23 protein-coding genes and 1 tRNA gene are annotated in these 23,824 nt (G+C 41.7%); 8 read left to right on the forward strand and 16 right to left on the reverse strand.

The features are described 5' to 3' along the window. The first annotated feature begins 15 nt into the window (after positions 1–15). Positions 16–1,095 (forward strand): class II fructose-bisphosphate aldolase, encoded by a 1,080-nt coding sequence (fbaA, locus tag L4F91_RS10275; protein WP_250351429.1) that lies wholly within the window; start codon positions 16–18, stop codon positions 1,093–1,095. Positions 1,096–1,380: 285 nt separating this feature from the next. Here fbaA and djlA read toward each other — a convergent pair whose 3' ends face one another. From djlA to rph, 3 genes are read right to left on the reverse strand one after another with little or no spacing between them, the layout of a single operon-like run. Continuing rightward, complete coding sequence (gene djlA, locus L4F91_RS10280) at positions 1,381–2,253, reverse strand: co-chaperone DjlA (RefSeq protein WP_250351428.1); 873 nt, start codon at positions 2,251–2,253, stop codon at positions 1,381–1,383. Between the two features lie 48 nt (positions 2,254–2,301). Then, positions 2,302–2,943 (reverse strand): orotate phosphoribosyltransferase, encoded by a 642-nt coding sequence (pyrE, locus tag L4F91_RS10285; RefSeq protein WP_250351427.1) that lies wholly within the window; start codon positions 2,941–2,943, stop codon positions 2,302–2,304. 29 nt (positions 2,944–2,972) lie between these two features. Next, positions 2,973–3,692 (reverse strand): ribonuclease PH, encoded by a 720-nt coding sequence (gene rph, locus L4F91_RS10290; protein WP_250351426.1) that lies wholly within the window; start codon positions 3,690–3,692, stop codon positions 2,973–2,975. A 113-nt stretch (positions 3,693–3,805) separates the two neighbouring features. Between rph and L4F91_RS10295 the strand changes: the two genes are divergently transcribed. Together L4F91_RS10295 and L4F91_RS10300 are read left to right on the forward strand one after the other, a co-directional pair. Then, on the forward strand, positions 3,806–4,669 hold the full coding sequence (locus L4F91_RS10295; RefSeq protein ID WP_265778550.1) for a YicC/YloC family endoribonuclease: 864 nt from the start codon (positions 3,806–3,808) through the stop codon (positions 4,667–4,669). Continuing rightward, positions 4,669–5,514: a YgfZ/GcvT domain-containing protein gene (locus L4F91_RS10300; protein ID WP_395897889.1), complete on the forward strand. Its 846-nt coding sequence runs from the start codon at positions 4,669–4,671 to the stop codon at positions 5,512–5,514. Before L4F91_RS10295 ends, L4F91_RS10300 begins: the two co-directional genes overlap by 1 nt. A 26-nt stretch (positions 5,515–5,540) precedes the next feature. Here the strand turns inward: L4F91_RS10300 and pgeF are convergent, their stop codons facing one another. Next, positions 5,541–6,275, reverse strand: coding sequence for a peptidoglycan editing factor PgeF (gene pgeF / locus L4F91_RS10305; RefSeq protein WP_395896331.1), 735 nt, complete (start codon positions 6,273–6,275; stop codon positions 5,541–5,543). A gap of 1 nt (position 6,276) precedes the next feature. After that, the gene (gene rluD / locus L4F91_RS10310) at positions 6,277–7,251 is read right to left on the reverse strand and encodes a 23S rRNA pseudouridine(1911/1915/1917) synthase RluD (protein WP_265778552.1); all 975 of its coding nucleotides are present in this window, start codon (positions 7,249–7,251) and stop codon (positions 6,277–6,279) included. Between the two features lie 99 nt (positions 7,252–7,350). Here rluD and L4F91_RS10315 point away from each other — a divergent pair, with 99 nt between their 5' ends. After that, a complete protein-coding gene (locus L4F91_RS10315) occupies positions 7,351–8,139 on the forward strand; it encodes an outer membrane protein assembly factor BamD (protein WP_250351422.1) in 789 nt (262 codons plus the stop codon). A gap of 236 nt (positions 8,140–8,375) precedes the next feature. Here L4F91_RS10315 and L4F91_RS10320 read toward each other — a convergent pair. The 4 genes from L4F91_RS10320 to rpsU all read right to left on the reverse strand — a co-directional run bounded on the left by L4F91_RS10320 (position 8,376) and on the right by rpsU (position 12,650). Continuing rightward, positions 8,376–8,452 (reverse strand) — tRNA-Ile (locus tag L4F91_RS10320). Positions 8,453–8,574: 122 nt separating this feature from the next. Further along, positions 8,575–10,446 carry an RNA polymerase sigma factor RpoD gene (gene rpoD, locus L4F91_RS10325; RefSeq protein WP_250351634.1) on the reverse strand — a complete coding sequence of 624 codons (1,872 nt, stop codon included), beginning with the start codon at positions 10,444–10,446 and terminating at the stop codon, positions 8,575–8,577. Between the two features lie 80 nt (positions 10,447–10,526). Further along, positions 10,527–12,290, reverse strand: coding sequence for a DNA primase (gene dnaG, locus L4F91_RS10330; protein ID WP_395896333.1), 1,764 nt, complete (start codon positions 12,288–12,290; stop codon positions 10,527–10,529). A gap of 144 nt (positions 12,291–12,434) precedes the next feature. Then, positions 12,435–12,650 carry a 30S ribosomal protein S21 gene (gene rpsU / locus L4F91_RS10335; RefSeq protein ID WP_017805200.1) on the reverse strand — a complete coding sequence of 72 codons (216 nt, stop codon included), beginning with the start codon at positions 12,648–12,650 and terminating at the stop codon, positions 12,435–12,437. Positions 12,651–12,887: 237 nt separating this feature from the next. Here rpsU and tsaD point away from each other — a divergent pair, with 237 nt between their 5' ends. From tsaD to L4F91_RS10355, 4 genes are all read left to right on the forward strand, one after another. After that, a complete protein-coding gene (gene tsaD / locus L4F91_RS10340) occupies positions 12,888–13,919 on the forward strand; it encodes a tRNA (adenosine(37)-N6)-threonylcarbamoyltransferase complex transferase subunit TsaD (RefSeq protein ID WP_265762395.1) in 1,032 nt (343 codons plus the stop codon). 9 nt (positions 13,920–13,928) lie between these two features. Then, on the forward strand, positions 13,929–14,162 hold the full coding sequence (locus L4F91_RS10345) for a hypothetical protein (protein WP_395896336.1): 234 nt from the start codon (positions 13,929–13,931) through the stop codon (positions 14,160–14,162). Positions 14,163–14,174: 12 nt separating this feature from the next. Further along, positions 14,175–14,756, forward strand: coding sequence for a thymidine kinase (locus L4F91_RS10350; protein ID WP_250363935.1), 582 nt, complete (start codon positions 14,175–14,177; stop codon positions 14,754–14,756). A 115-nt stretch (positions 14,757–14,871) separates the two neighbouring features. Continuing rightward, on the forward strand, positions 14,872–15,627 hold the full coding sequence (locus L4F91_RS10355) for a class I SAM-dependent methyltransferase (protein WP_395896338.1): 756 nt from the start codon (positions 14,872–14,874) through the stop codon (positions 15,625–15,627). A 175-nt stretch (positions 15,628–15,802) separates the two neighbouring features. On the opposite strand, the gene L4F91_RS10360 is transcribed toward L4F91_RS10355, so the two are convergent. From L4F91_RS10360 to napG, 7 genes are all read right to left on the reverse strand, one after another. Continuing rightward, positions 15,803–17,599, reverse strand: a complete 1,797-nt coding sequence (locus tag L4F91_RS10360; protein ID WP_395896340.1) for a DEAD/DEAH box helicase — start codon at positions 17,597–17,599, stop codon at positions 15,803–15,805. A 141-nt stretch (positions 17,600–17,740) separates the two neighbouring features. Continuing rightward, positions 17,741–18,637, reverse strand: coding sequence for a lipoprotein NlpI (nlpI, locus tag L4F91_RS10365; protein ID WP_395897892.1), 897 nt, complete (start codon positions 18,635–18,637; stop codon positions 17,741–17,743). 104 nt (positions 18,638–18,741) lie between these two features. Next, positions 18,742–20,877, reverse strand: a complete 2,136-nt coding sequence (gene pnp, locus L4F91_RS10370; RefSeq protein ID WP_250351415.1) for a polyribonucleotide nucleotidyltransferase — start codon at positions 20,875–20,877, stop codon at positions 18,742–18,744. Positions 20,878–21,149: 272 nt separating this feature from the next. After that, entirely contained in the window at positions 21,150–21,752 is a 603-nt protein-coding gene (locus L4F91_RS10375; RefSeq protein ID WP_250351632.1) for a NapC/NirT family cytochrome c, read from the reverse strand. Between the two features lie 11 nt (positions 21,753–21,763). Next, on the reverse strand, positions 21,764–22,195 hold the full coding sequence (locus L4F91_RS10380; RefSeq protein ID WP_250351414.1) for a nitrate reductase cytochrome c-type subunit: 432 nt from the start codon (positions 22,193–22,195) through the stop codon (positions 21,764–21,766). 1 nt (position 22,196) lies between these two features. Further along, entirely contained in the window at positions 22,197–23,060 is an 864-nt protein-coding gene (gene napH / locus L4F91_RS10385; RefSeq protein WP_250351413.1) for a quinol dehydrogenase ferredoxin subunit NapH, read from the reverse strand. Further along, positions 23,060–23,812, reverse strand: a complete 753-nt coding sequence (gene napG / locus L4F91_RS10390) for a ferredoxin-type protein NapG (RefSeq protein WP_250351412.1) — start codon at positions 23,810–23,812, stop codon at positions 23,060–23,062. Before napG ends, napH begins: the two co-directional genes overlap by 1 nt. Between the last annotated feature and the right edge of the window lie 12 nt (positions 23,813–23,824).

The raw sequence follows: 23,824 nt of genomic DNA on the forward strand, positions 1-23,824 counted from the left end.
ATAGGAAATATTAATATGGCAAAATTACTAGACATCGTAAAACCGGGTGTATTAACAGGCGATGACGTACAAAAAGTTTTCAATTATGCAAAAGAGCATAACTTTGCATTACCCGCGGTAAACTGCGTAGGTACGGATTCCGTTAATGCGGTATTAGAAACCGCTGCACGCGTTAAAGCACCTGTGATTATTCAATTCTCTAACGGTGGCGCGCAATTCTATGCTGGAAAAGGGATTAAACCTGCAAGTGGCGCACGTCCTGATGTGCTTGGTGCGGTAGCGGGTGCAAAACACGTTCACGAATTAGCCGCTGAATACGGTGTACCTGTAATTCTTCACACCGACCACGCAGCGAAAAAATTACTTCCTTGGATTGATGGCTTATTAGATGCAGGTGAAAAACACTTTGCGGAAACAGGCAAACCACTTTTCTCTTCACATATGATCGACCTTTCTGAAGAGCCAATGGAAGAAAATATGGCAATCTGCCGTGAATACCTTGCTCGTATGAGCAAAATGGGAATGACCCTTGAAATTGAAATCGGTATCACAGGTGGAGAAGAAGACGGCGTAGATAACTCAGATGTTGATGAATCACGTTTATACACACAACCTGAAGATGTACTTTACGTGTACGATCAATTAAACCCTGTAAGCCCACGTTTTACCATTGCAGCCGCCTTTGGTAACGTACACGGCGTTTACAAACCGGGTAACGTAAAATTAAAACCATCTATTTTAGGCGCATCACAAGAGTTTGTATCTAAAGAACGTGGTCTTCCAGCAAAATCATTAGATTTCGTTTTCCACGGCGGTTCTGGCTCATCAACCGAAGAAATTCGCGAAGCAATCAGCTATGGTGCGGTGAAAATGAACATTGATACTGATACCCAATGGGCAGCGTGGGAAGGTATCTTAAACTTCTACAAAGCAAACGAAGCATATCTTCAAGGCCAACTTGGTAACCCAGAAGGTGAAGATGCACCAAACAAAAAATACTATGACCCACGTGTTTGGTTACGCAAATCTGAAGAATCAATGTCTAAACGTTTAGAAAAATCTTTCCAAGATTTAAATTGTGTTGATGTTTTATAATCAGTAAAAGCAATTTCAAATATAAAAGCACTGACTAACCTCAGTGCTTTTTTCTTGTTGCATATTTTTTCTGTTGTTATCAAGAACAATACACAGAATATAAAAAAATCCCGAACAGTTCGTAATCTTACAGAAAAATTAACCGATTTTTGGTCCGCACTTTTACTTTATATAAAAGCAAAAAAGTGAGCCTCTTATCCTTAAGTGCGGTAAAAAAACAGTAAATTTTTCACCGCACTTTATTTCTTCAGTGCAATAGTAAAAAATTCAGCAATTAAGAAAGGCTTATTTCCAGCCCTTCGCCTTACAAATCAGATCATAAGCGGCTTGAATTTGTTGAGTTTTTTCTTTCGCCATTTCAAGCATTTCTTCTGGTAACCCTTTGGCGACTAATTTATCGGGATGATTTTCATTCATTAAACGGCGGTAAGCACGTTTGACTGTGGAACGATCATCACTTTCACTGACGCCAAGCACATTATAAGCATCTTGCAAGGTTGGGCCAGAGCGTTGTCCTTGATAGCCATAACTGCCCTGTTGATACCCCTCTTGCTGAGAGTCTCCCTGTTGTGAGCCGTTATATTCATAATAAAATCCACCACGGCTGAATTGGCGCGCGGCAATTTCTGCCATCAAAATTTGTTGGAATTGGAAACTGGATAAGCCCAATTCTTCTGCCACCACTTGGAGAACGTCTTTTTCATTTTCGTGTAAGTGATCATCGGCAAATGCGGCTTGTAATTGAATGCGTAAAAACATTCTTAATAAATCATTACGCTGTCCACAAGCGGTGCAAAATTCACGAATGACTTGGCGTAATGGGAAATTAGGATCTTTACCCCGATTAAAGGCGTCTTGTGCTAACTTACGCCCTTTATCATCTAAATTCATTTGATTCATTAGATTGTTCGCAAGGGCGATATCATCTTGCGTAACCCGTCCTTTGGATTTAGATAAATGGCCAAGCACGGCAAATGTGGTCTGCATAAACAAAGATTGGCGGGTTTCTTTACGTTTAAAAAAACTCGAATTGACACTACCAAGCTCATATAATTTTTTATCGGCTAAATGTCCTAAATAAGCACCACAAAGCCCACCAAAAAAGCCGCCAAAACGGTAGCCAATAAAAAAACCTAATAACTTTCCAATAAAACTCATTCTGTTCTCCAATTTGAATAATAAAGTGCGGTGCTTTTTTAGCGAGATTTACACACCATATTGTTCACGATACGCACGCATTGCGGGCAAATATTGTTGATAATCTGTTTCTTGCTCAATAAATTGCATTAAATCGTCAAAATCAATAATCGACAGCACGTTGCATTGATAATCTCGTTCCACTTCCTGAATCGCGGAAAGTTCGCCTTTACCACGTTCTTTACGGTTTAAGGCAATCACCACCGCACTTAATTTTGCTTGATTTTGTCTAATGAGATCCATTGCCTCACGAATTGCTGTGCCAGCGGTGATGACATCGTCCACCAACAGCACATTACCGCGCAATGGGCTACCAATTAAATTGCCCCCTTCGCCGTGATCTTTCGCTTCTTTACGATTAAAACACACGGGCTTATCAATGCCATATTGCTTAAACAATGCCACAGACAGGGTTGTGCCAATCGGAATGCCTTTGTAAGCGGGGCCAAAAATCACATCATAGGCTAAGCCACTGGCTTCAATCGCAGCGGCATAAAACTCCCCTAACCGTGCTAAATCTGCCCCTGTATTAAATAACCCTGCATTGAAGAAATAAGGGCTAATACGCCCAGATTTCAAGGTAAACTCGCCAAATTTTAGCACATTACGACTTAGCGCGAATTTGATAAAGTCAATTTTATAGCCTTGCATTTGCACTCCCTTATGATTAAGGCGATGAATTAAGAATGTTGTAATGCCTCGCGTTGGGCGTTGAAAATCACTTCACAGCCTTGTTTAGCAAGATCTAATAGGGTTAATAATTCTTGGTGAGAAAAGGGTTCTCCCTCTGCGGTGCCTTGCACTTCGATCATTCTCCCATCGTCAGTCATCACCACATTCATATCGGTTTCTGCGTTACTGTCTTCCACATATTCCAAATCGCACACCGCTTCACCTTCCACAATCCCAACCGAGATAGCGGCGACAAGGCCTTTAATTGGGTTGGTTTTCAGTACGCCTTTTTCCAGTAAACCATTGATGGCATCAATTAAAGCAACGCAAGCCCCTGTAATCGACGCCGTACGCGTACCACCATCAGCTTGAATCACATCACAATCAAGTGTGATTGAACGCTCACCAAGCGCATTGAGATCCACCATTGCACGTAAAGAACGGGCAATTAAACGCTGAATTTCCATCGTGCGTCCACCTTGTTTGCCTTTTGCTGCCTCACGTTGCATACGGCTATGCGTGGATCGTGGCAACATACCATATTCTGCGGTAACCCAACCTTGATTCTGCCCTTTTAAAAAACGAGGAACAGAATCTTCCACGGTTGCTGTGCAAAGCACTTTGGTTTCCCCAAATTCTACCAGCACAGAACCTTCAGCATATTTCGTGAAATGACGGGTGATTTTAATTGGACGTGGTTGATTTAATGGACGATCATTCGGACGCATTGGAAATTCCTTACTCATTCATAAAATGGCGCTCATTCTAACACGCAAACTGACAGATGAGAAATTTAACGGTAGAATAGACGGCAATTTTTAGCGCACATTAAGGATTTATTATGATTTATAGTATGACGGCTTTTGCCCGTTATGAGATCAAGCAAGATTGGGGCAGTGCAGTTTGGGAAATTCGTTCCGTTAATCAGCGTTATTTGGAAACCTTCTTCCGCTTACCAGAACCATTTCGTGGCTTAGAAAACACCTTGCGAGAAAAATTACGCCAACGTTTAACCCGTGGTAAGGTGGAGTGTAGCCTGCGTTTTGAAAGCACGCCACAAGCCAATGCTAGCCTTACTTTAAACCAGCCATTCGCATTGCAAGTGATTGAATCGTTACAATGGATTAAACAACAAGCCGGTGAGGGGGAAATCAATCTCACCGATGTTTTACGCTATCCCGGTGTCGTGGAAACCCCAGAGCAAGATTTGGATCGCATTGGCCAAGGGTTGCTCGCAGGGTTTGATCTCGCCTTAGAAGAATTTATTGCGATGCGAGGACGTGAAGGGGCGAAATTAAATGAATTAATTCAACAACGTTTAACTGCAATCGCGAGTGAAAGCGATAAAGTGCGGTCAAAAATGCCGGCGATTTTGCAATGGCAACGTGAGCGTTTGCAGCAGCGTTTTGAGGAATTACAATTACAAGCCGATCCACAACGCCTAGAACAAGAAATGGTGCTGTTGGCACAACGTATTGATGTGGCAGAAGAGTTAGATCGTTTACAGCTACACGTGAAAGAAACGCAGCGTATTTTACAAAAAGGCGGGGCGGTAGGACGTAAGCTCGATTTTATGATGCAAGAACTCAATCGTGAAAGCAACACGCTCGCTTCAAAATCCATCAACGCCGAAATCACCAATTCAGCGGTGGAATTAAAAGTGCTTATTGAGCAAATGCGTGAACAAATTCAGAATTTGGAATAATTATGGCAATCATCAATCTTTTACAATATCGTGTTATTTCCGTACAAGGCTTGGAAGCAGAAAAATTTCTGCAAGGTCAGCTCACTTGCGATGTAAACGGACTGGCTGATGGACAATCCACGCTGACTGCGCATTGTGATCCTAAAGGCAAAATGAGCAGTATTTTTCGTCTGTTGCGCGAAAATGCCGAACAGTTTTACCTGATTGTTCGCCACAGCTTATTACCTTCCGCATTGGATAATCTGAAAAAATATGCGATCTTTTCCAAAGTGGTGTTTAGTGAACAAGATTGGCAAATTATTGGTGTGCTGGATAAAGCAAAGTGCGGTGCAATTTCTGCGGATTTTTGCGTGGAAATAGGGCAATCTGAACGAGCCATATTATTAAATAAGCACATACAACAGATTGATTTTACTGGTTCAATAGCCCAATGGGAGCTGGCTGAAATGCAAGCAGGCTACCCTATTTTATCACCTGAAAGCCAAAATGAATTTATTCCACAAGCGTTAAATTTACAATGTATTGAGCAGGCGATTTCGTTCCAAAAAGGTTGTTATATCGGGCAGGAAACCGTGGCACGAGCAAAATATCGTGGCATTAACAAACGTGCAATGTTCCTATTGAACACACAAACTGATGATCCCGTTCAGCTTGGCTCAGAAATTGAAATGGAATTGGAAAATGGCTGGCGTAAAACGGGCGTTATTCTCAGCACAGTGCATTTTGAGGGCATTTTATGGTTGCAGGTGGTAATGAATAATCAGTTTGAGGCAGGCACGAAATTTCGCCTTTCAGGTTCAGAAACCTTATTAAATCTCGTTGAATTACCTTATCGTCTCTCATAAAAAATTGGGCATTACGCCCAATTTATCTATTCAAACCAAATTAATGAGGCCATTCGCCCCGTTTGTTGATCTCGGCGGTAAGAGAAAAAGTTGTCTTTTTCAAGATAAGTGCAATGTTCGCCCCCACTAATCTGCGAAATACCTAGCTTGTTAAGGCGTAAGTGCGCGATCTGATAAAGATCAGCAAGATATTTGCCTTGCTCGTTGGGATCTGACACAAAGGCTTGCGCCGCATTGGGATCTCGTGCGATAAATTGTTGTCGCACTTCTTCACCCACTTGGAAAGATTGAGGCCCTATTGCTGGCCCTAACCAAGCGATAATTTCTTGTGGTTGAGCTTGGAATTGTTGTACCGTTTGTTCTAACACGCCATCACATAAACCACGCCAACCAGCGTGCGCCGCCGCGACTTCATTACCTTGTTGATTCGTAAACAAGACAGGCAGGCAATCTGCGGTCATTACAAGGCAAACTTGGTTCGGTTGATTAGTGTAAACCGCATCAGCATCTAAATTATTGCCCTCGTAAGGTAAGCGAATCACCCTAGTGCTGTGAGTTTGATTTAGGAAAAGTGGAAACTGCGGTAAATGAAAACGTTCCACCAATAAAGTGCGGTTATTTTTTACCGCACTTTTATCATCACCGACGTGATCGCCGAGATTAAAACTATCATAAGGGGCTTGGCTCACCCCGCCTTGGCGTAAGGTGGTCAATGCGTGGATATTTGCTGATGTTTGCCAATTAGGGATAAGTGCATCCATTTTAGTAATCCAATTCCTCTTTATGAATAAGGTAATCTGTTTTTAACGCATTCACTAAGCCAACAAAATCTTCTGGCAATGGGGCATACCATTCCATTATTTCCCCCGTAATCGGATGAGCTAAACGTAACATTATGGCGTGTAAGGCTTGACGTTTAAAATCACGCAAGGTTGCTAAGAATTCTTCACTGGCATTTTTAGGCGGACGTGGACGCCCACCATAGGTTTGATCGCCTAGTAATGGGTGGGCGATATGCGCCATATGCACACGAATTTGGTGTGTTCGTCCTGTTTCAAGGCGTAAACGCAAGCGTGTGTAATTGCGGAAACGTTCCATAATGCGATAGTGCGTTACCGCAGGCTTGCCCATTGGGTGAACCGCCATATGAGTACGCTTGGTCGGGTGGCGCGCCATCGGTTCATCGACTGTCCCCCCTTGGGTCATCACTCCATAAGCAATGGCTTCATATTCACGGGTAATTTTGCGTTTTTGTAGATCACGCACCAATTTGGTTTGAGCTGGAATGGTTTTCGCCACCACCATTAGCCCCGTTGTATCTTTATCTAAACGATGAACGATCCCCGCGCGCGGTACTTCTGCAATGGCAGGATAATGATAAAGTAACGCATTTAAAACCGTTCCGTTAGGGTTGCCCGCCCCGGGGTGTACAACCAAATCTTTCGGTTTATTAATGACCAAAATATCATCATCTTCATACACTATATTTAACGGAATAGCTTCTGGCTCAAAGCGGGTTTCATCTTCGACTTCTACGGTAATAGAAATGTGTTCGCCACCATACACTTTACTGCGTGGCACATTGACCACTTCGTCATTTACTTTCACCAGATCGCTTTCGATCCAAGTTTTTAACCGTGAACGAGAATAGTCAGGGAACATTTCCGCTAAACTTTGGTCTAAACGTTGTCCCATTTGATTTGGCTGAACGTCTGCTTCTAAAGTAATGTGTGCCATAAATAAAAATCCGTGAATAATTTGCTTATTTAGCAAGGTGCTATAAAATACGGATTATTGTAACTTATTTATTATTGCTCGTAAAAAAAGGATTCATCAATGCGTAAATTAACGTCTTTTACATTCGTTGCATTAACGGCACTTGCCGTAAGTGCTTGTTCTAATTCATCAAAAGAAATAGAGCAAGGCACTGAACAAGAACTTTATGCGAAAGGGCAAACCTATTTGCAAGACGGGGACTATTCCCAAGCGGTACGCTATTTAGAAGCAGTCAAAAACCGTTTCCCTGCGGCAAATTACAGTGAGCAAACACAGTTAGATTTAATTTATGCTTATTATAAATCGCAAGATTACACCAAAACCTTGGTCGCAGCAGAACGTTTTTTACAGCAATATCCAAATAGCCCAAATGTAGATTATGTGATCTATATGGCAGGGCTAACCAATTTTGCTTCAGGCGAAAACTTCTTCCAAGATTTCTTTGGGGTTGATCGTGCTACCCGTGAAAATACCGCAATGAAAGCGGCATTTGCAAACTTCCAAACCCTTGTGGATCATTTTCCTAATAGCACTTATGCACAAGATGCCTTAGCAAGAATGGCTTATATTAAAGCTGCCTTAGCTCGCCACGAACTTGCCATTGCTAAATTCTATATGAAACGCAATGCCTATGTTGCCGTTGCTAACCGCGTAGTCGGAATGTTACAACAATACCCTGACACCCAAGCCACCCTTGAGGCGTTGCCATTAATGAAGGAAGCCTATGAAAAAATGAACCTTCCTGATTTGGCAAAACAAACGGAAACCTTGATTCAAGCAAATAAAGATAAAAAATTCAGTGATGTCGAAAAACCAAAAGACGTTGAATTAAATAAGCCAAAAGCTTAATCAATGCGCAATAGAAGATGATGAGAAAACCTCTATATTGAAGATAGAGGTTTTTTATTACTTAATTTTTAAGTGCGGTAAGTTATTAGAAAATTTCCAAAAATTTGACCGCACTTAGATTTTTTTTCGTCAGAGTGTAAAATGTATGATAAAGAATTTATTGGCAAATCCGGGAAATCAATATAAAGGATTATGAAGTAATCTGAAGCAGAATGAACGATATTCAATGATTGAAGTGGTGCCCCCAACAGGACTTGAACCTGTGACCAATCGATTATGAGTCGACTGCTCTAACCGACTGAGCTATGGGGGCGGTGAGAGTTTGCTGATTATAATGAAATCTCCTAGTAAAGTCTATCATTCACCAATTATGCGGTTTAAATTTGAACAAAAAAGCCTGATAATACATCAGGCTTTACTAAAGATAAATTCTCCTTACTCATCCAAGAAACTACGCAAAGTTTCTGAACGGCTTGGATGACGTAGTTTGCGTAACGCTTTCGCCTCAATTTGACGGATACGTTCACGGGTTACATCAAATTGTTTTCCCACTTCCTCTAAGGTGTGATCCGTGTTCATATCAATACCAAAACGCATTCTTAGCACTTTCGCTTCTCTCGGTGTTAAACCTTCTAACACTTCGTGCGTAGCGGCTTTAAGGCTTTGTGCCGTTGCGGAATCAAGTGGCAATTCTAAGGTGCTGTCTTCAATAAAATCACCTAAGTGTGAATCATCGTCATCACCAATTGGGGTTTCCATTGAGATCGGTTCTTTGGCGATTTTTAGCACTTTGCGAATTTTATCTTCTGGCATTCCCATTCTTTCTGCCAATTCTTCTGGTGAAGCCTCACGCCCCATTTCTTGCAACATTTGGCGCGAAATACGATTCAATTTATTGATCGTTTCGATCATATGAACTGGGATACGAATGGTTCTTGCTTGATCTGCGATTGAACGTGTAATTGCCTGACGAATCCACCAAGTTGCATAAGTTGAGAATTTATAGCCACGGCGATACTCAAATTTATCCACCGCTTTCATCAAACCTATATTCCCCTCTTGAATCAGATCCAAGAATTGTAAACCACGGTTGGTGTATTTTTTCGCAATAGAAATGACCAAACGCAAATTAGCCTCAACCATTTCCTTTTTCGCTCGGCGTGCTTTTAATTCACCTTGGGAAACCGCATCGCAAATATCGCGAATTTGGCTAATTGTTAAGCCTGTATCTTGTTCAATCTGTCCTAATTGGGCAATTGCCTGACGGATAGGTTCTTCATACTGCGCTAATTTTTCAGACCAATTTTTCCCAGCATTCAGGGCTTTTTCTAGCCACGCATCTTTGGTTTCGTGTCCAATAAATTCTTTTTGGAATGTGCCTTTTGGCATTTTCGCGTTATCCACCGCCATTTTTTGAATATGACGTTCCTGCTGACGCACGCGTTTCATCATATTACGCATAGATAACACCAACGTATCAAATTGTTTTGGCACTAAACGGAATTGCGTAAAGATCTCTGCCAAAATTTGAATTTGATCTCTTGCTTGTTTTTTATGGCGACCGTGTTTTGCAATCGTTTCTAAGGTTTTTTTGTGTTGTGCCTGTAGTTCTGCAAATTTTTCACGCGCCACTTCCGGGTCAATACTGTTATCAGAATCACTGTCATCGGAAGAATTACTTTCATCACTTTCTTCCTCTTCGTTTTCATCATCTTCAATTGATTCTGTTGAAACGCTTTCCTCATCTTCTTCGTCAGAAAGCATTTCGTGTTCATCTGATACAGCTTCTTCCACGACGGCATTTGGATCAACAAAACCTGTGATGAGATCAGCTAAACGCATTCCCCCCTCTTCCACCAAAGCGTATTGATGTAAAAGATCGCTCAAGGCTTCGGGATAAGCTGCTACGGCAGTTTGTACTTCATTGATCCCTTCTTCGATACGTTTCGCGATGTCAATTTCGCCTTCGCGGGTTAAAAGCTCCACACTCCCCATTTCACGCATATACATACGCACGGGATCAGTGGTTCGCCCTAATTCCGCTTCCACGCTAGATAATACTTGGGTGGCTTCTTCTACCGCATCTTCATCAGTGATATTTTCATTCAACATCAAATCATCGGCATCCGGTGCAGTTTCTAGCACTTGAATACCCATATCGTTAATCATTTGAATGATGTCTTCAATTTGATCTGCATCTACAAGCTCTTCTGGCAAATGGTCGTTTACTTCAGCATAAGTAAGATAACCTTGCTCTTTCCCTTGTGCGATTAACAGTTTCAATTGAGATTGTGGATTTTGTTCCATATCCATATTATATATCCGCCTCGATGTGTAATTGTGGGAGATAAAATGCTTCCGATTTTATCACCGTTATGTTGGATTAACTATTTATTTTGCTGTTTTTTCAATAATAATTGTGCGAGTGTGTGCCGTTCTTGTTCATTTAAGCCTTCTGTGCGTGCTTTCGCGATAAGCATTTCGATATTTTTCTCCATCAGTTGCAAATAAAAAGAACGCAAGGTTTCACGAAATGTGTCTTCGATTTTATCCTCATCGACTAAATGATCCCACACAGCCAGAATTTCAAGGGGGCGAAAATGCTCAGTATCACGGTAATGTTCTAAAATTTGTGCCGTCGTCATCCCCACTCGTTCACGACAAAGTGCGGTGATTTTTTCAAACAAATCTAGCCCTGCCTCATTGAGTACCGACAAGGCACTTAAATTCTCTGGCACAATGTGGATCAACTCAGGATTTTGTAATAGTAAAGCAATCAGCACACGCATTGGTGTGCGTTTTACCACATTTTGCTTCGGCGTTGATGAGGTATTTTCTTTTTGTGCGGGGATTAAATGCTCAATCTGCGTTTCATTAAAGATCCCCAATTTTTGCGCCAAAAGCTTACGCAGAGATAAACGTAGCAATTCCCCCGGAATTCGGTTAATCAATGGTACCGCAAGCGCAGCCAGTTTTCCCTTGCCTTCTTTACTTGAAAAATCCACCTGTGAACTCAGTGTGGCAAATAAAAAATCACTCAGAGGCTGTGCTTGACGAATATAATCCTCAAACTCTTCTTTACCATATTGACGAATGAAGGTATCAGGATCTTCGCCATCAGGTAAGAAAATAAACTTAATTTGCCGTCCATCTTCTAAAAAAGGCAACGCATTTTCTAACGCTCGCCACGCTGCATCACGCCCGGCACGATCAGCATCGTAACAACAAATAATCTGTTCACTAGAACGAAATGCGAGCTGAATTTGCTCAGGCGTTGTCGCTGTGCCTAAAGACGCAACAGCATAATCTACCCCAAATTGGGCAAGCGCCACCACATCCATATAACCTTCTACCACCAGCAACATTTCAGGACTATCATTAACTTGTAATGCTTCAAATAAGCCATAAAGCTCGTTGCCTTTGTGGTAAGTCATACTTTCTGGGGAGTTCAAATATTTTGGTTTTTCATCCCCCAACACACGTCCACCAAACGCGATGGTTCGCCCGCGACGATCACGGATAGGAAACATAATGCGATTACGAAAACGATCATAAACATCTTGCTTTTCGTTGCGCGATAACATTCCCACATCAAACAATTTTTGGCGAGCGTCTTGATTGCCTCCAAACTGTTTAAGCACCGCATTAAACTGATTCGGCGAAAAACCGATTTGAAAACGTTCAATCACCTCAGCAGATAAACCACGTTTTTGCACATAAGATTGCGCAGGAATATGATGCGCAAGTTGCTGATGATAAAATACTGCAATTTCTTGCATTAGCTGGTAAAGATCTTTCTTAGTGCGATAACTCGCTTGGGGTTTGCCTTTGTTATCAAAGTGCGGTGAGTTTTCATAAGGAATTTCCAGCCCTAAATGATTGGCAAGTTCTTCTACTGCCTCGATGAATTCGAGCTTATCATATTCCATTAAAAAATTAATCGCATTACCGTGTGCGTGGCAGCCAAAACAATGGTAAAACTGCTTTTTAGGGCTTACGGTAAAGGAAGGCGTTTTCTCGTGATGAAAAGGACAACAAGCCTGAAATTCACGCCCTGCTTTTTTCAGCTTAACCCGTGAATTAATTAATTCGACAATATCTGTTCTGGCAAGAAGATCATCAATAAATGAACGTGGAATATGGCCTGCCACAATAATTTCCTCTCATTTCAATCAATGTAGATTTAGAAAGACATACCTAAGATAATAAGAAATGACAGAGCTAAAAACAACAAAACCGTGATTCCAAAAGGTTTCACGGCCTGCTTAACTCGAGTTTAATTAAAAAATTTTTAATTAGTATAAACGTACATTACGTGCATTCTCACGAGCAACGCGTTTTGCGTGGCGTTTAGCACGAGTTGCGTTTTCACGTTTACGAATTGTTGTTGGTTTTTCGTAAAATTCACGGCTACGAACTTCCGCTAAGATTCCTGCCTTTTCGCAAGAGCGTTTGAAACGACGTAATGCTACGTCAAATGATTCATTTTCACGAACTTTAATTACCGGCATAAGCCATCACCTCAATATGGATTAATATTTTGCAAAATTTAGACCGTTTTGATAAACGGCTTATTTAAACTAATAAGGGTCGCAATTCTAATTCAAATTAAGCGCAAAAGCAAAGAAAAGATCCAATTTTTGTTGAAATTCTGCTTTTCGCTAAAAGGAAAAATGATCGCCAACTGGTGAAAAGACAATAAACAGGGTAAAATCACCTCAATTTTTCCTATATCAAAGAGAGAAAAAATGCGAATTTTAGGCATTGAAACATCTTGTGATGAAACAGGTGTGGCGATTTATGATGAAAATAATGGACTTATCGCCAACCAACTTTACACCCAAATTGCCTTGCACGCCGATTATGGTGGAGTTGTACCTGAATTAGCATCACGCGACCATATCCGTAAAACCGCTCCGTTAATTCAAGCTGCATTAGCACAAGCAAATCTAACCGCCAGTGATATTGATGGTATTGCTTATACTTGCGGCCCCGGACTGGTGGGCGCATTATTGGTTGGCTCAACCATTGCGCGTGCTTTGGCTTATGCGTGGAATGTGCCAGCCATTGGGATTCATCATATGGAAGGGCATTTACTCGCCCCAATGTTAGAAGAAAATGCACCGCACTTTCCTTTCGTTGCTCTATTGGTATCAGGCGGTCATACTCAGCTTGTACGGGTTGATCGCGTAGGACAATATGAAGTGCTTGGCGAAAGTATTGATGATGCTGCAGGCGAAGCCTTTGATAAAACGGCGAAACTGCTCGGCTTAGACTACCCCGGTGGGGCAGCATTGGCACGCTTAGCGGAAAAAGGCACGCCTAATCGCTTTACTTTTCCACGTCCAATGACAGATCGCCCCGGCCTTGATTTTAGTTTTTCTGGCTTAAAAACCTTTGCGGCAAATACCATCAATCAAACCATTAAAGAAGAAGGAACACTCACCGAGCAAAGCAAAGCAGATATTGCTTATGCGTTCCAACAGGCGGTGGTAGAAACCTTAGTGATTAAATGCCGCAGAGCCTTGAAAGAAACGGGCTTTAAACGCTTGGTTATTGCAGGTGGGGTGAGTGCTAATCAACAATTACGCCAAGCCTTGGCAGAATTAATGGCACAGTTGGGGGGGGAAGTTTTTTACCCACAACCGCAATTTTGTACGGATAACGGGGCAATGATTGCCTATACAGGATTTTTACGCCTGAAACACGGTGAGCATTCACCATTAGAAATTGAAGTGAAACCACGTTGGGCGATGACCGAATTGAACGAAATTAAATAAGGATAATTTATGCAATCTCACCAATCTAACGTAATGCGTGCCGCTGGCATCGGTTGCGTGCTTATGCTTCTTGCTATCGCTGTTGTCTTGATCAAATTACCGACTGCACAGGTGATGGATCTACTTACCCTTGCAGGACAATGGGTAGGACAAGGCACTACTGTTGGCATTTTTATGCTTGCCACGCTCCCACCATTGACGGGGCTGGTATTTTACTTTATTTGGAAATGGCTAACAAAATAACCGCACTTTATTATGGCTAAACTTTATTTTTATTATTCTACGATGAATGCGGGCAAATCCACGACCCTGCTACAATCAGATTACAACTACCGTGAACGGCAAATGAATACGCTGGTTTACACCGCTGCCATTGATGATCGCTTTGGGGTGGGCAAGGTAACCTCTCGTATTGGGATTAGCCAGCAAGCGAAATTGTTTCATAAAGAAACGGATCTTTTTGCCGACATTGCCCTGCACCTTGAACAAGAAAGTCTGCATTGTATTTTGGTGGACGAAGCACAATTCCTTACCAAAGCGCAAGTTTATCAACTAAGCGATGTGGTAGATAAATTACATATACCCGTTTTATGTTATGGATTACGCACCGACTTTCAAGCGGAACTCTTTGAGGGCAGTAAATATTTACTTGCTTGGGCTGATCAGCTAGAAGAATTAAAAACCATCTGCCATTGTGGACGCAAAGCCAATTTCGTATTACGTTTGAATGATCAGGGTGAAGTGGTCAAAGATGGCGCACAAATTCAAATCGGTGGCAATAATCATTATGTTTCCGTATGCCGTCGTCATTACAAAGAAAAAATTGAACAGGCATAAAACAGACCATTTTTTCACCGCACTTTATTTGTAAACAAGAATTGATCGCATTTAACTAGGAAGGACACAGGAAAGCTGATATAGTTGAATGATGATTAATCCTAAGGGAGGTAATATGAAAAAAGAAGAAATGGGACATAATTTTCTTGCCCGATTAGGCAAAACACGTTTACGCCCGGGCGGTCGCAAAGCCACAGAATGGCTGATTGCTAACGGCGATTTCAACGCGCATAAAAAAGTCTTAGAAGTGGCGTGCAATATGGGAACAACGGCCATTGAGTTAGCCAGTAAATTTGGCTGCCATATTGAAGGTGTAGATCTTGATGAAAACGCATTAGAGAAAGCAAGAAAAAATATCGCTGAAAAAGGGCTACAAGATAAAATTCACGTTCAACGTGCCAACGCAATGAAATTGCCCTTTGCCGATAACAGCTTTGACATCGTTATCAATGAAGCAATGCTCACAATGCTACCAGTGGAAGCCAAAATTAAAGCGGTGCGCGAATATTATCGCGTTCTCAAACCCAACGGCTTTTTGCTCACTCACGATGTCCTTCTTACCACGGACGATGCAGACAAGGTGATCCAACAGTTACGCGAAGCCATTAACGTTACCGTAACCCCATTGACAAAACAGAACTGGAAATCACTCTTTTTAGACGCAGGATTTCGCAACGTGGAAACCTATTCGGGCAAGATGAGCTTACTTTCTCCAACAGGAATGATTTATGACGAGGGGGTATTCGGCACAGCCAAAATTATCCGCAATGCCTTAAAGCCAGAAAATCGCCCAACATTTACAAAAATGTTTAAGGTTTTCAATGATCCTGAGAAAAAATTAGGCTTTATCGCCCTATGTAGTCAAAAATAATTTAAGCGAAAATCCCCCGCCCTTATCACACTAAAGTGCGGGGATTTTTTAGTGAATTTTGGTTTTTATACAAACAAATTTATGTGCAAGTTCCCGCTTTACGGAAAATGCACCGCCTTATATTTTACGATAAAAATAAAAAATAGCCCCAAGGGGCTATTTTCAACAACTAAAATTATCTTTTTCTTGAACGAGATTTAAAACCGCCTTCATCAAAAGTGCGGTGATTTTTTTCTTTAAATTTGCGTTCACCTTTGCCGCGGGCAAAACGCTCATCAGCGCGACTTTTGCCTTTTCCAGCAAAGCCTTTTCCTTTCCCCTCGCCCCCTTTCACTTCACCAAGGAAAGACATTTGCATTGGTTTATTCATTACACGAGTTTTCGCGAAATGATTGAGCAATTCTTTCGGCATTCCTTGTGGTAATTCAATGGTGGAATGACTATCGTAAAGTTTGATATGCCCAATATAACGGCTGTTAATATCCCCTTCATTGGCAATGGCACCAACAATATGACGCACTTCAACACCATCTAAACGTCCAACTTCAATGCGGTATAAATCCATCGGCTGCGGATTACCATAGCCACGACGTTCAGCTGAACGTGGATTCTCACGGCGGCTACGCTCCCTTGGGGTATGTTTATCAAATACAGGATCAGGTGGGAGAATTAATTTTTGTTTACCTTGTAATAACATCAACATTGCAGCAGCAATATCTTCTTGATCTTGATCGGCTGTAAATAAGTCTTCTAGTAAACTGCGGTATTTTTCGAGATCATGATGTTCCAATTGCTTAGTAATTTTTTCAACAAATTTCTTACGACGACAAATCTGTAATGCATCGTGCGTTGGAAATTCCACCTCTTCAATAGGTTTCTTGGTCAAGCGTTCAATATTTTTTAACAAACGGTTTTCTCTTGGTTCAACAAAAAGTAAAGCTCGCCCTGCGCGTCCTGCACGACCAGTTCGGCCAATACGGTGAACATAACTTTCTGCATCAAGAGGAATATCATAATTTACCACTAAACTAATACGTTCAACATCAAGACCCCGTGCTGCAACATCGGTTGCAACTAAAATATCTAAGCTTCCGCTACGTAAACGTTCAAGGGTTTGTTCGCGTGCTTGCTGTGTCATATCACCATTTAGTGCTGCTGCACGGAAACCGTGTTTTTCCAGTAACTCAGTAATATCAAGGGTGGCAGTTTTGGTACGCGCAAAGATAATCGCTGCATCAAAATCTTCCACTTCAAGAAAACGCAATAATGCCTCGTTTTTACGTAACCCTCTCACATACCAGCAAATTTGAGTGATATCCGGCGCATTACGTTGTGTAGATTGAATTTTCACCTCTTTTGGCTCGTGCATAAAGCGTTTTGTAATACGGCGAATAGGTTCGGGCATTGTTGCCGAAAATAAGGCTGTCTGATGCTTCTCTGGCAGTGCTGCCATTACTGTTTCCACATCGTCAATAAAGCCCATACGTAACATTTCATCTGCTTCATCTAAAACAATGGCTTTTAACTCAGAAAGATCAAGGGTGTTACGTCTAAGGTGATCTAAAATACGCCCCGGTGTCCCCACCACCACTTGTGCCCCTTGTTTTAAAGCGCGCAATTGAATGTCATAACGTTGTCCACCGTAAAGGGTAACAATATTGATGCCTTTGGCATATTTCATAAATTGCTCACAAGCATCTGCCACTTGAATGGCAAGCTCGCGGGTTGGTGCCATCACTAACATTTGTGGCATTTTTTTATTTGGCTCAATTTGAGCTAAGAGTGGGAGAGAAAAAGCAGCGGTTTTTCCACTCCCTGTTTGTGCCATTCCAAGCACATCATCACTCGCTAAAAGGTGAGGGATACAAGCCTGTTGGATTGGTGAAGGGGATTCAAATCCCATATCTGTTACAGCATTAAGGATAAATTCAGGAAGTCCTAAATCATTAAAAGTGATGTTTGTTTCAGTCATTAAAATACTCGAATATAAAAGGAAAGCTCAATTACTTTCAGTTTGGCAAAGCCGAGGTGTTACTAATAGATAGCAGCTTTGCGGATAACATTGTTGAAAATTTTTACGTTTTACAACACCAAATCTAGATAAATACCTAGCTTATTTTGCTTGCTGACGTTTTAATTTCGCCAATTCAAGCACTGCAAAACGATACTCAACAAAGTTATACACCTGATTCGCTATGGTCAGTTTAAACAGATTTTCTGCTTTTTCTTTTTGACCCAAATTGAGTTGTTGTTTTGCTAGATAAAAATAGGTTTCGGTCAATACTTCAGCATAAGGGATTTTTTGCGTTTCAGCAAATTCTCTCCCTTGCTGTTGTAGCTCTGCAAGCGATAACTGACCTAAATAATATTGCACAATATAACTGCCCCACTGCTTTTGCGAGAGTGCAGAGGCTTGTTGTGCTAACTGCTGTTTAGCCTTTTTGGGATTGATTTCTAGTTCATTGAGGTATAACCATAATGCACGGTAAGCATCGCTTTGATCTTGTTGATAAAACTGCAAAAAGTCCTGCTGTGCAAGTGGGTAACGCGCTATATAATAAAAACCTAAACCTCGATTAAATAGGCTATATTCATCTTTTGGATTAAATTCCAATGCCACATTAAACGCTTCTAAAGCCTCATCATAATTTTCATTAATAAACTGATAGACGCCTAAATAATTATAAAGTGCGGCATTTTTTGGCTGAAAAATTAAAGACTGCAAAAAGTCATAACGTGCTAATCCCCAAAGACCAAGAGCGTCATATAGCACGCCTCGCTCAAAATGTAAGGAAGCACGATCTTTTTTATCCATTCCGCCAATTTGTAATACTTGGCTAATCCGAGCAATCATAATTTCTTGCTCAAGATGGCTATTTGGTGTCTGCGTCGCAATGAGCAATTTATTTTTTGCCATAAATGGTTGCGAATCTACACAGCCGACAAGTAACAACGCAAAACACCAGACTGAAAACAATCTGAGAGATTTTATACGCCAATTACATTGCATCATTGTTTAGCCTTAGCTTTTTAGCTTAAGTATACCTGACTGACAATGTCAGCCAGTTTTCCATTAAGGAAAATAGCTCCCTAACAAGTAGGGAGCAGAGTTCGTTATTCTTGCTCGCTCACGTCAAGCACAATCTCTTCTGATTGGCTTGTTTCTTGTTTTGGAGCAATATCTTTCATCGTTAAACGGATACGACCTTGACGATCAATTTCAACCACTTTCACGCTCACTTCTTGACCAACAGTCAAGTAATCACTTACTTTCTCTACACGTTCATCAGCAATTTGTGAAATGTGAACTAAGCCTTCTTTATTGCCTACTAATGAAACAAATGCACCGAAATCAGCAAGGCGAGTTACTTTACCTTGATAGATTGCACCCGCTTCCACTTCTGCAGTGATATCTTCAATGCGAGCCATTACTTCTTTCACCGCATTATTATCCACGGCTGCGATTTTCACTGTACCGTCATCATCAATATCAATGGAGGTACCCGTTTCTTCCGTTAAGGAGCGGATCACAGCACCACCTTTACCGATCACATCTTTAATTTTCTTCGGATCGATTTTCATCGTGTGAATACGCGGTGCAAAATCTGAAATATCTTCACGCGGTGCAGGAATGGCTTGTTCCATTACACCAAGAATGTGCATTCTTGCCCCTTTCGCTTGATTAAGCGCAATTTGCATAATTTCAGGCGTAATTCCTTCAATTTTGATATCCATTTGCAGTGCAGTTACCCCTTCGCGTGTCCCCGCAACTTTAAAGTCCATATCACCTAAGTGATCTTCATCACCTAAAATATCAGAAAGCACGACAAATTTTTCGTCTTCTTTCACTAAGCCCATTGCAATACCCGCAACCGCCGCTTTAATTGGTACACCTGCATCCATTAAAGCTAATGATGCACCACATACTGAAGCCATTGATGAAGAACCATTTGATTCGGTAATTTCAGAAACAACACGAACAACATAGGGGAATTCGCTCAAACTAGGCATTACCGCAGCCACCCCACGTTTTGCCAAGCGACCGTGACCAATCTCACGACGTTTTGGTGAGCCGATCATACCCGTTTCACCCACAGAATATGGCGGGAAGTTGTAGTGGAATAAGAAATGATCGGTTTTTTCACCGGTTAATTCATCAATAATTTGTGCATCACGCTCTGTACCTAAGGTTGCCACTGCCAACGCTTGAGTTTCACCACGAGTGAAAATCGCTGAACCATGTGTACGTGGTAATACACCGGTACAAATATCCAGCGCACGCACCGTATCCACGGTACGACCGTCAATACGAGGCTCACCATTTAAAATGCGTGAACGAACGATTTGACTTTCAAGTGCGGTAATAATATCAACAATTTTTCCTTCGCTGATGCTTTCATCTTCCGCTGTGAGTTGGCTCACAACATCTGCTTTAATCGCATCAATTTGCTCATAACGTGATTGTTTTTCGGTAATACGATAAGCATCGCCTAAACGGCTTTCGGCTAATGCTTTCACTTTATCAATCAACGCGGTATCTGGTGCTGGAGGCTGCCAATCCCAACGAGGTTTACCTGCTTCTTGAGCAAATTCTTTAATCGCTTCAATCACCACTTGTTGCTGTTGATGACCGAACACCACTGCGGCTAACATTTGTTCTTCGGTTAAAATATCCGCTTCCGATTCCACCATTAATACGGCTTTATCAGTGCCTGCTACCACTAAGTCTAAACGGCTTTGTTTTTGTTCGCTCGTGGTTGGGTTTAAAACAAATTGACCATCAATAAAACCAACGCGCGCCGCACCAATTGGTCCGTTAAATGGCACGCCTGAAAGAGTAAGTGCCGCAGAAGCCCCTATCATCGCGACTAAATCAGGGCTAATTTGTGGATTTACCGAAACCACGGTTGCCACGATTTGAATTTCGTTGAAAAAGCCTTCAGGGAATAATGGACGAATTGGACGATCGATTAAACGAGCAATTAAGGTTTCGCCTTCTGATGGACGGCCTTCACGTTTGAAAAATCCTCCTGGAATACGTCCCGCTGCATAAGTACGCTCTTGATAATTTACCGTTAATGGGAAGAAATCTTGTCCTTCTTTAACCTCTTTTTTCGCTACCACAGTAACGAAAACGCTGGTATCGTCCATACTCGCCATCACTGCTGCCGTGGCTTGACGGGCAATTGCACCGGTTTCTAAGGTTACCGTGTGCTGACCATATTTAAATTGTTTAACAATTGGATTCACAATATTTTCCTTTCAATTAAATGAAATAAGTGCGGAATATTCCGCGTGAAATGCTTTTCGTAAATCAACCTTTTATCTAACCAGTTGATTTTACTACTTTTCCCAATTGCGACTAGCAAAAATCATCTCAAAAAAAGACCGCACTTAATCTCTTACCAAAGATCATTTTTGATAGCCGCACGCCAACGGGAAAATAAAAGCCCTGCTATTATACAGGGCTTTTTCGTTTATTGATACCAATTCAACCAAATATCTTTTTCGCTGAGGAAAAATTAGTGTTCTTTGCTACCTTCAGCTTTCTCTGGAAGGAAACCTGATCTCACGTCTTTCATATTCGGTAAGTGGTGAGCAATCCCTTTATGGCAATCAATACAGGTTTTCCCTTCTTTAATCGCCATCGCGTGCATTTTCTCTGCCACTGTTTTTTGTTGCGTGAAATCCATTGCTTCAAAATTATGACAGTTGCGACATTCTTGTGAGTTATTGGCTTTCATTCTTGCCCATTCACGTTCTGCCATTTCTAGACGAGCAGCTTCAAATTTTTCTTTGGTGTCCACTTTACCTGTAAGGTGTGCATAAACTTCTGTTGCTGCTTTGATTTTTCTTGCCCATTTAGGAATAAATTCGTGCGGTAAATGGCAGTTCGCACAAGTAGCTTTCACGCCTGTGCGATTCATATAATGCACAGATTGGCGATATTCTGGTACAACATCATTCATATGACAGCTTGAACAGAATTCTTCCGTATTGGTATGTTCAAGAGCGGTGTTAAATCCTCCCCAAAAGAGAATACCAGCAATAAACGATAACGTGATTAAAACACCGACTGCCATACGACTCGGTGAGCGAAACCAATGCCAAAACTTTTTGATCAATTTCAACATTTTTATTCTCCGTAACCTTTCATAGGTTTAAATTCATTTGGCACGATTGGCTCGACATCCGACTGTGAAACGTGGCATTGCAAGCAGAAATAACGTCTTGGTGAGGTTTCACCGCCGACAATATTGCCTTGGCGATCCATAAAGTGCGTTGGGCTAATGCGTGTTGCCCCTGTAATGCGTGATGCTTCAACACTGTGGCAGTTTAAGCACTGATTGACATTTTTCGTCACTTGATAATTTTTCACACTATGTGGAATTGTTGGTGGCTGATTGACATAGTTAAGTGCTGGCAGCTCACTTTGTTTTGGTACATTGTGGAAAGCTGGCTTCACATCTTCTGCCGCCCCTTGTAAATAGTTGTCAATTTTATCTTCCGCAGCCATTACGCTGGTGGCGAAAAGTGCGGTTAAAATTACTAAGGTTTTTTTAATCATTTTATTCCCCCGAATGATTAAATCTAGTGGTAAAAGTAAATACATTTTCAGCACAAACATCAATGCAACGTCCGCAACTGATACAATCTTTAGAAAGTACGAGCAGGCTTTCATCTTTTTTGCCGTGCAATGGGCTGCGTAACACTTGTGGCTCAGGGCAAACATTGTAGCAATCCATACAATTATCACAGCGTGAGCGATCAATGACTTTAATACGCGCAATGCTTTTCGCACCAATTAAGCCATAAGTCGCCCCGATAGGGCATAAATGCCCACACCAGCCATGCTCTGCAATCAATAAATCAAATAAAAATATCGCTAAAATTAACCAAGTTGTTGCACCAAAGCCATAAATTAACGCACGTCCAAATGCACTCACTGGGTTGATCCATTCCCACAACATAATGCCACTCATTGCACTGCCGATAAGAATCATCAATAAAATACCGTAGCGTAATCCACGTGGGATTTTGGCATTTTGCCGAATGCCTAATTTACGTCTTAACCAAGCTGCACTGTCGGTAACAAGGTTTAACGGGCAAACCCAGCCACAAAATATTTTGCTCCCTAACAAAGCATAAAGGGCGATCACAATACTCGCACCAAGTAGCGTTGTGAAGTTTGGTAAATGGCCTGTTGCAAGGCTTTCTGCGGTAATGAGGGGATCACTCATTGGGATTAAATCTAAAAATAGACTCCCACTATAATTGCCACGCAAAATCCACACACCAAGCCAAGGGCCACTTAGAAACATTGCGAGAATGCTTAACTGGGTTAAACGACGCCAAAACAAAAAGCGATTAGCACGCCATAAACCAAGCTTTTCTCTTGCTTCTCTTCCTGCATATTTCGGTGAATTTGCCATTAACGCCCCTCCGGTTTGCGTACAGGTAAAGAAATCATATCCTCAGGGGCAAGAGAATGCCCAGCCTTTTCTTTTTCTTGCCAACCTAAGCGATAATGTTTACCCAACATTCCTTTTGCTAAAGAGAGAGGTAACACTTTAATTGCCGCCTCGTCCAGTACACAGGCCTCTTCACATTTTCCGCAACCTGTGCAAGCATCAGAATGCACAGTTGGGATAAATAATGCGTGTTTACCCGTGCGATCATTACGTTGCATTTCTAACGTGATCGCTTTGTCAATAAGCGGACAAACGCGATAACACACATCACAGCGTAAGCCTTGCCAATTTAAGCAAGTTTCGTGATCTAGCAACACCGATAAACCCATTCGAGCGTCATTAATATTATCCTGTGTAGAATCTAACGCCCCACTTGGACAGGCTTTTGCACAAGGAATATCTTCACACATTTCGCAAGGTTTCTCCCGTGCGATAAAGTAAGGTGTGCCAGCTTCCATAGGTGAAAGCAAGGAAGCAAGGTGTAACATTTCATAAGGACAGGCTTGCACACATTGTCCGCAGCGAATACAGGCAGCGGCGAATTTTTTCTCATCTTCAAGGGCAAACGGTGGACGTAATGCCACGCCTTGACGTGCAAGGCTTTGCTCTTGTTGAAGTCCGAGTAAAATGCCAAGACCTCCTAATCCGCCCGCAGTACGAGCAGCGTCTTTAAAAAATTTACGGCGTTCCGGTGTTTGGGTTAATTTTTTCATCGTTTTTTCACC

Origin of the sequence: Avibacterium sp. 20-126, assembly GCF_044358625.1 — a bacterium.
GTDB lineage: Bacteria > Pseudomonadota > Gammaproteobacteria > Enterobacterales > Pasteurellaceae > Avibacterium.

Bases quoted from the DNA above. Each gene is read 5' to 3' on its own strand.
- nlpI (WP_395897892.1), bottom strand. From the start codon at position 18,637: ATGCAATGTAATTGGCGTATAAAATCTCTCAGATTGTTTTCAGTCTGG.
- napH (WP_250351413.1), bottom strand. From the start codon at position 23,060: ATGGCAAATTCACCGAAATATGCAGGAAGAGAAGCAAGAGAAAAGCTT.
- pgeF (WP_395896331.1), bottom strand. From the start codon at position 6,275: ATGGATGCACTTATCCCTAATTGGCAAACATCAGCAAATATCCACGCA.
- L4F91_RS10360 (WP_395896340.1), bottom strand. From the start codon at position 17,599: ATGACTGAAACAAACATCACTTTTAATGATTTAGGACTTCCTGAATTT.
- rpoD (WP_250351634.1), bottom strand. From the start codon at position 10,446: ATGGAACAAAATCCACAATCTCAATTGAAACTGTTAATCGCACAAGGG.
- L4F91_RS10355 (WP_395896338.1), top strand. From the start codon at position 14,872: ATGAAAAAAGAAGAAATGGGACATAATTTTCTTGCCCGATTAGGCAAA.
- L4F91_RS10345 (WP_395896336.1), top strand. From the start codon at position 13,929: ATGCAATCTCACCAATCTAACGTAATGCGTGCCGCTGGCATCGGTTGC.
- L4F91_RS10295 (WP_265778550.1), top strand. From the start codon at position 3,806: ATGATTTATAGTATGACGGCTTTTGCCCGTTATGAGATCAAGCAAGAT.
- djlA (WP_250351428.1), bottom strand. From the start codon at position 2,253: ATGAGTTTTATTGGAAAGTTATTAGGTTTTTTTATTGGCTACCGTTTT.
- rph (WP_250351426.1), bottom strand. From the start codon at position 3,692: ATGCGTCCGAATGATCGTCCATTAAATCAACCACGTCCAATTAAAATC.
- L4F91_RS10315 (WP_250351422.1), top strand. From the start codon at position 7,351: ATGCGTAAATTAACGTCTTTTACATTCGTTGCATTAACGGCACTTGCC.
- rpsU (WP_017805200.1), bottom strand. From the start codon at position 12,650: ATGCCGGTAATTAAAGTTCGTGAAAATGAATCATTTGACGTAGCATTA.
- tsaD (WP_265762395.1), top strand. From the start codon at position 12,888: ATGCGAATTTTAGGCATTGAAACATCTTGTGATGAAACAGGTGTGGCG.
- L4F91_RS10350 (WP_250363935.1), top strand. From the start codon at position 14,175: ATGGCTAAACTTTATTTTTATTATTCTACGATGAATGCGGGCAAATCC.
- L4F91_RS10380 (WP_250351414.1), bottom strand. From the start codon at position 22,195: ATGATTAAAAAAACCTTAGTAATTTTAACCGCACTTTTCGCCACCAGC.
- pyrE (WP_250351427.1), bottom strand. From the start codon at position 2,943: ATGCAAGGCTATAAAATTGACTTTATCAAATTCGCGCTAAGTCGTAAT.
- rluD (WP_265778552.1), bottom strand. From the start codon at position 7,251: ATGGCACACATTACTTTAGAAGCAGACGTTCAGCCAAATCAAATGGGA.
- napG (WP_250351412.1), bottom strand. From the start codon at position 23,812: ATGAAAAAATTAACCCAAACACCGGAACGCCGTAAATTTTTTAAAGAC.
- fbaA (WP_250351429.1), top strand. From the start codon at position 16: ATGGCAAAATTACTAGACATCGTAAAACCGGGTGTATTAACAGGCGAT.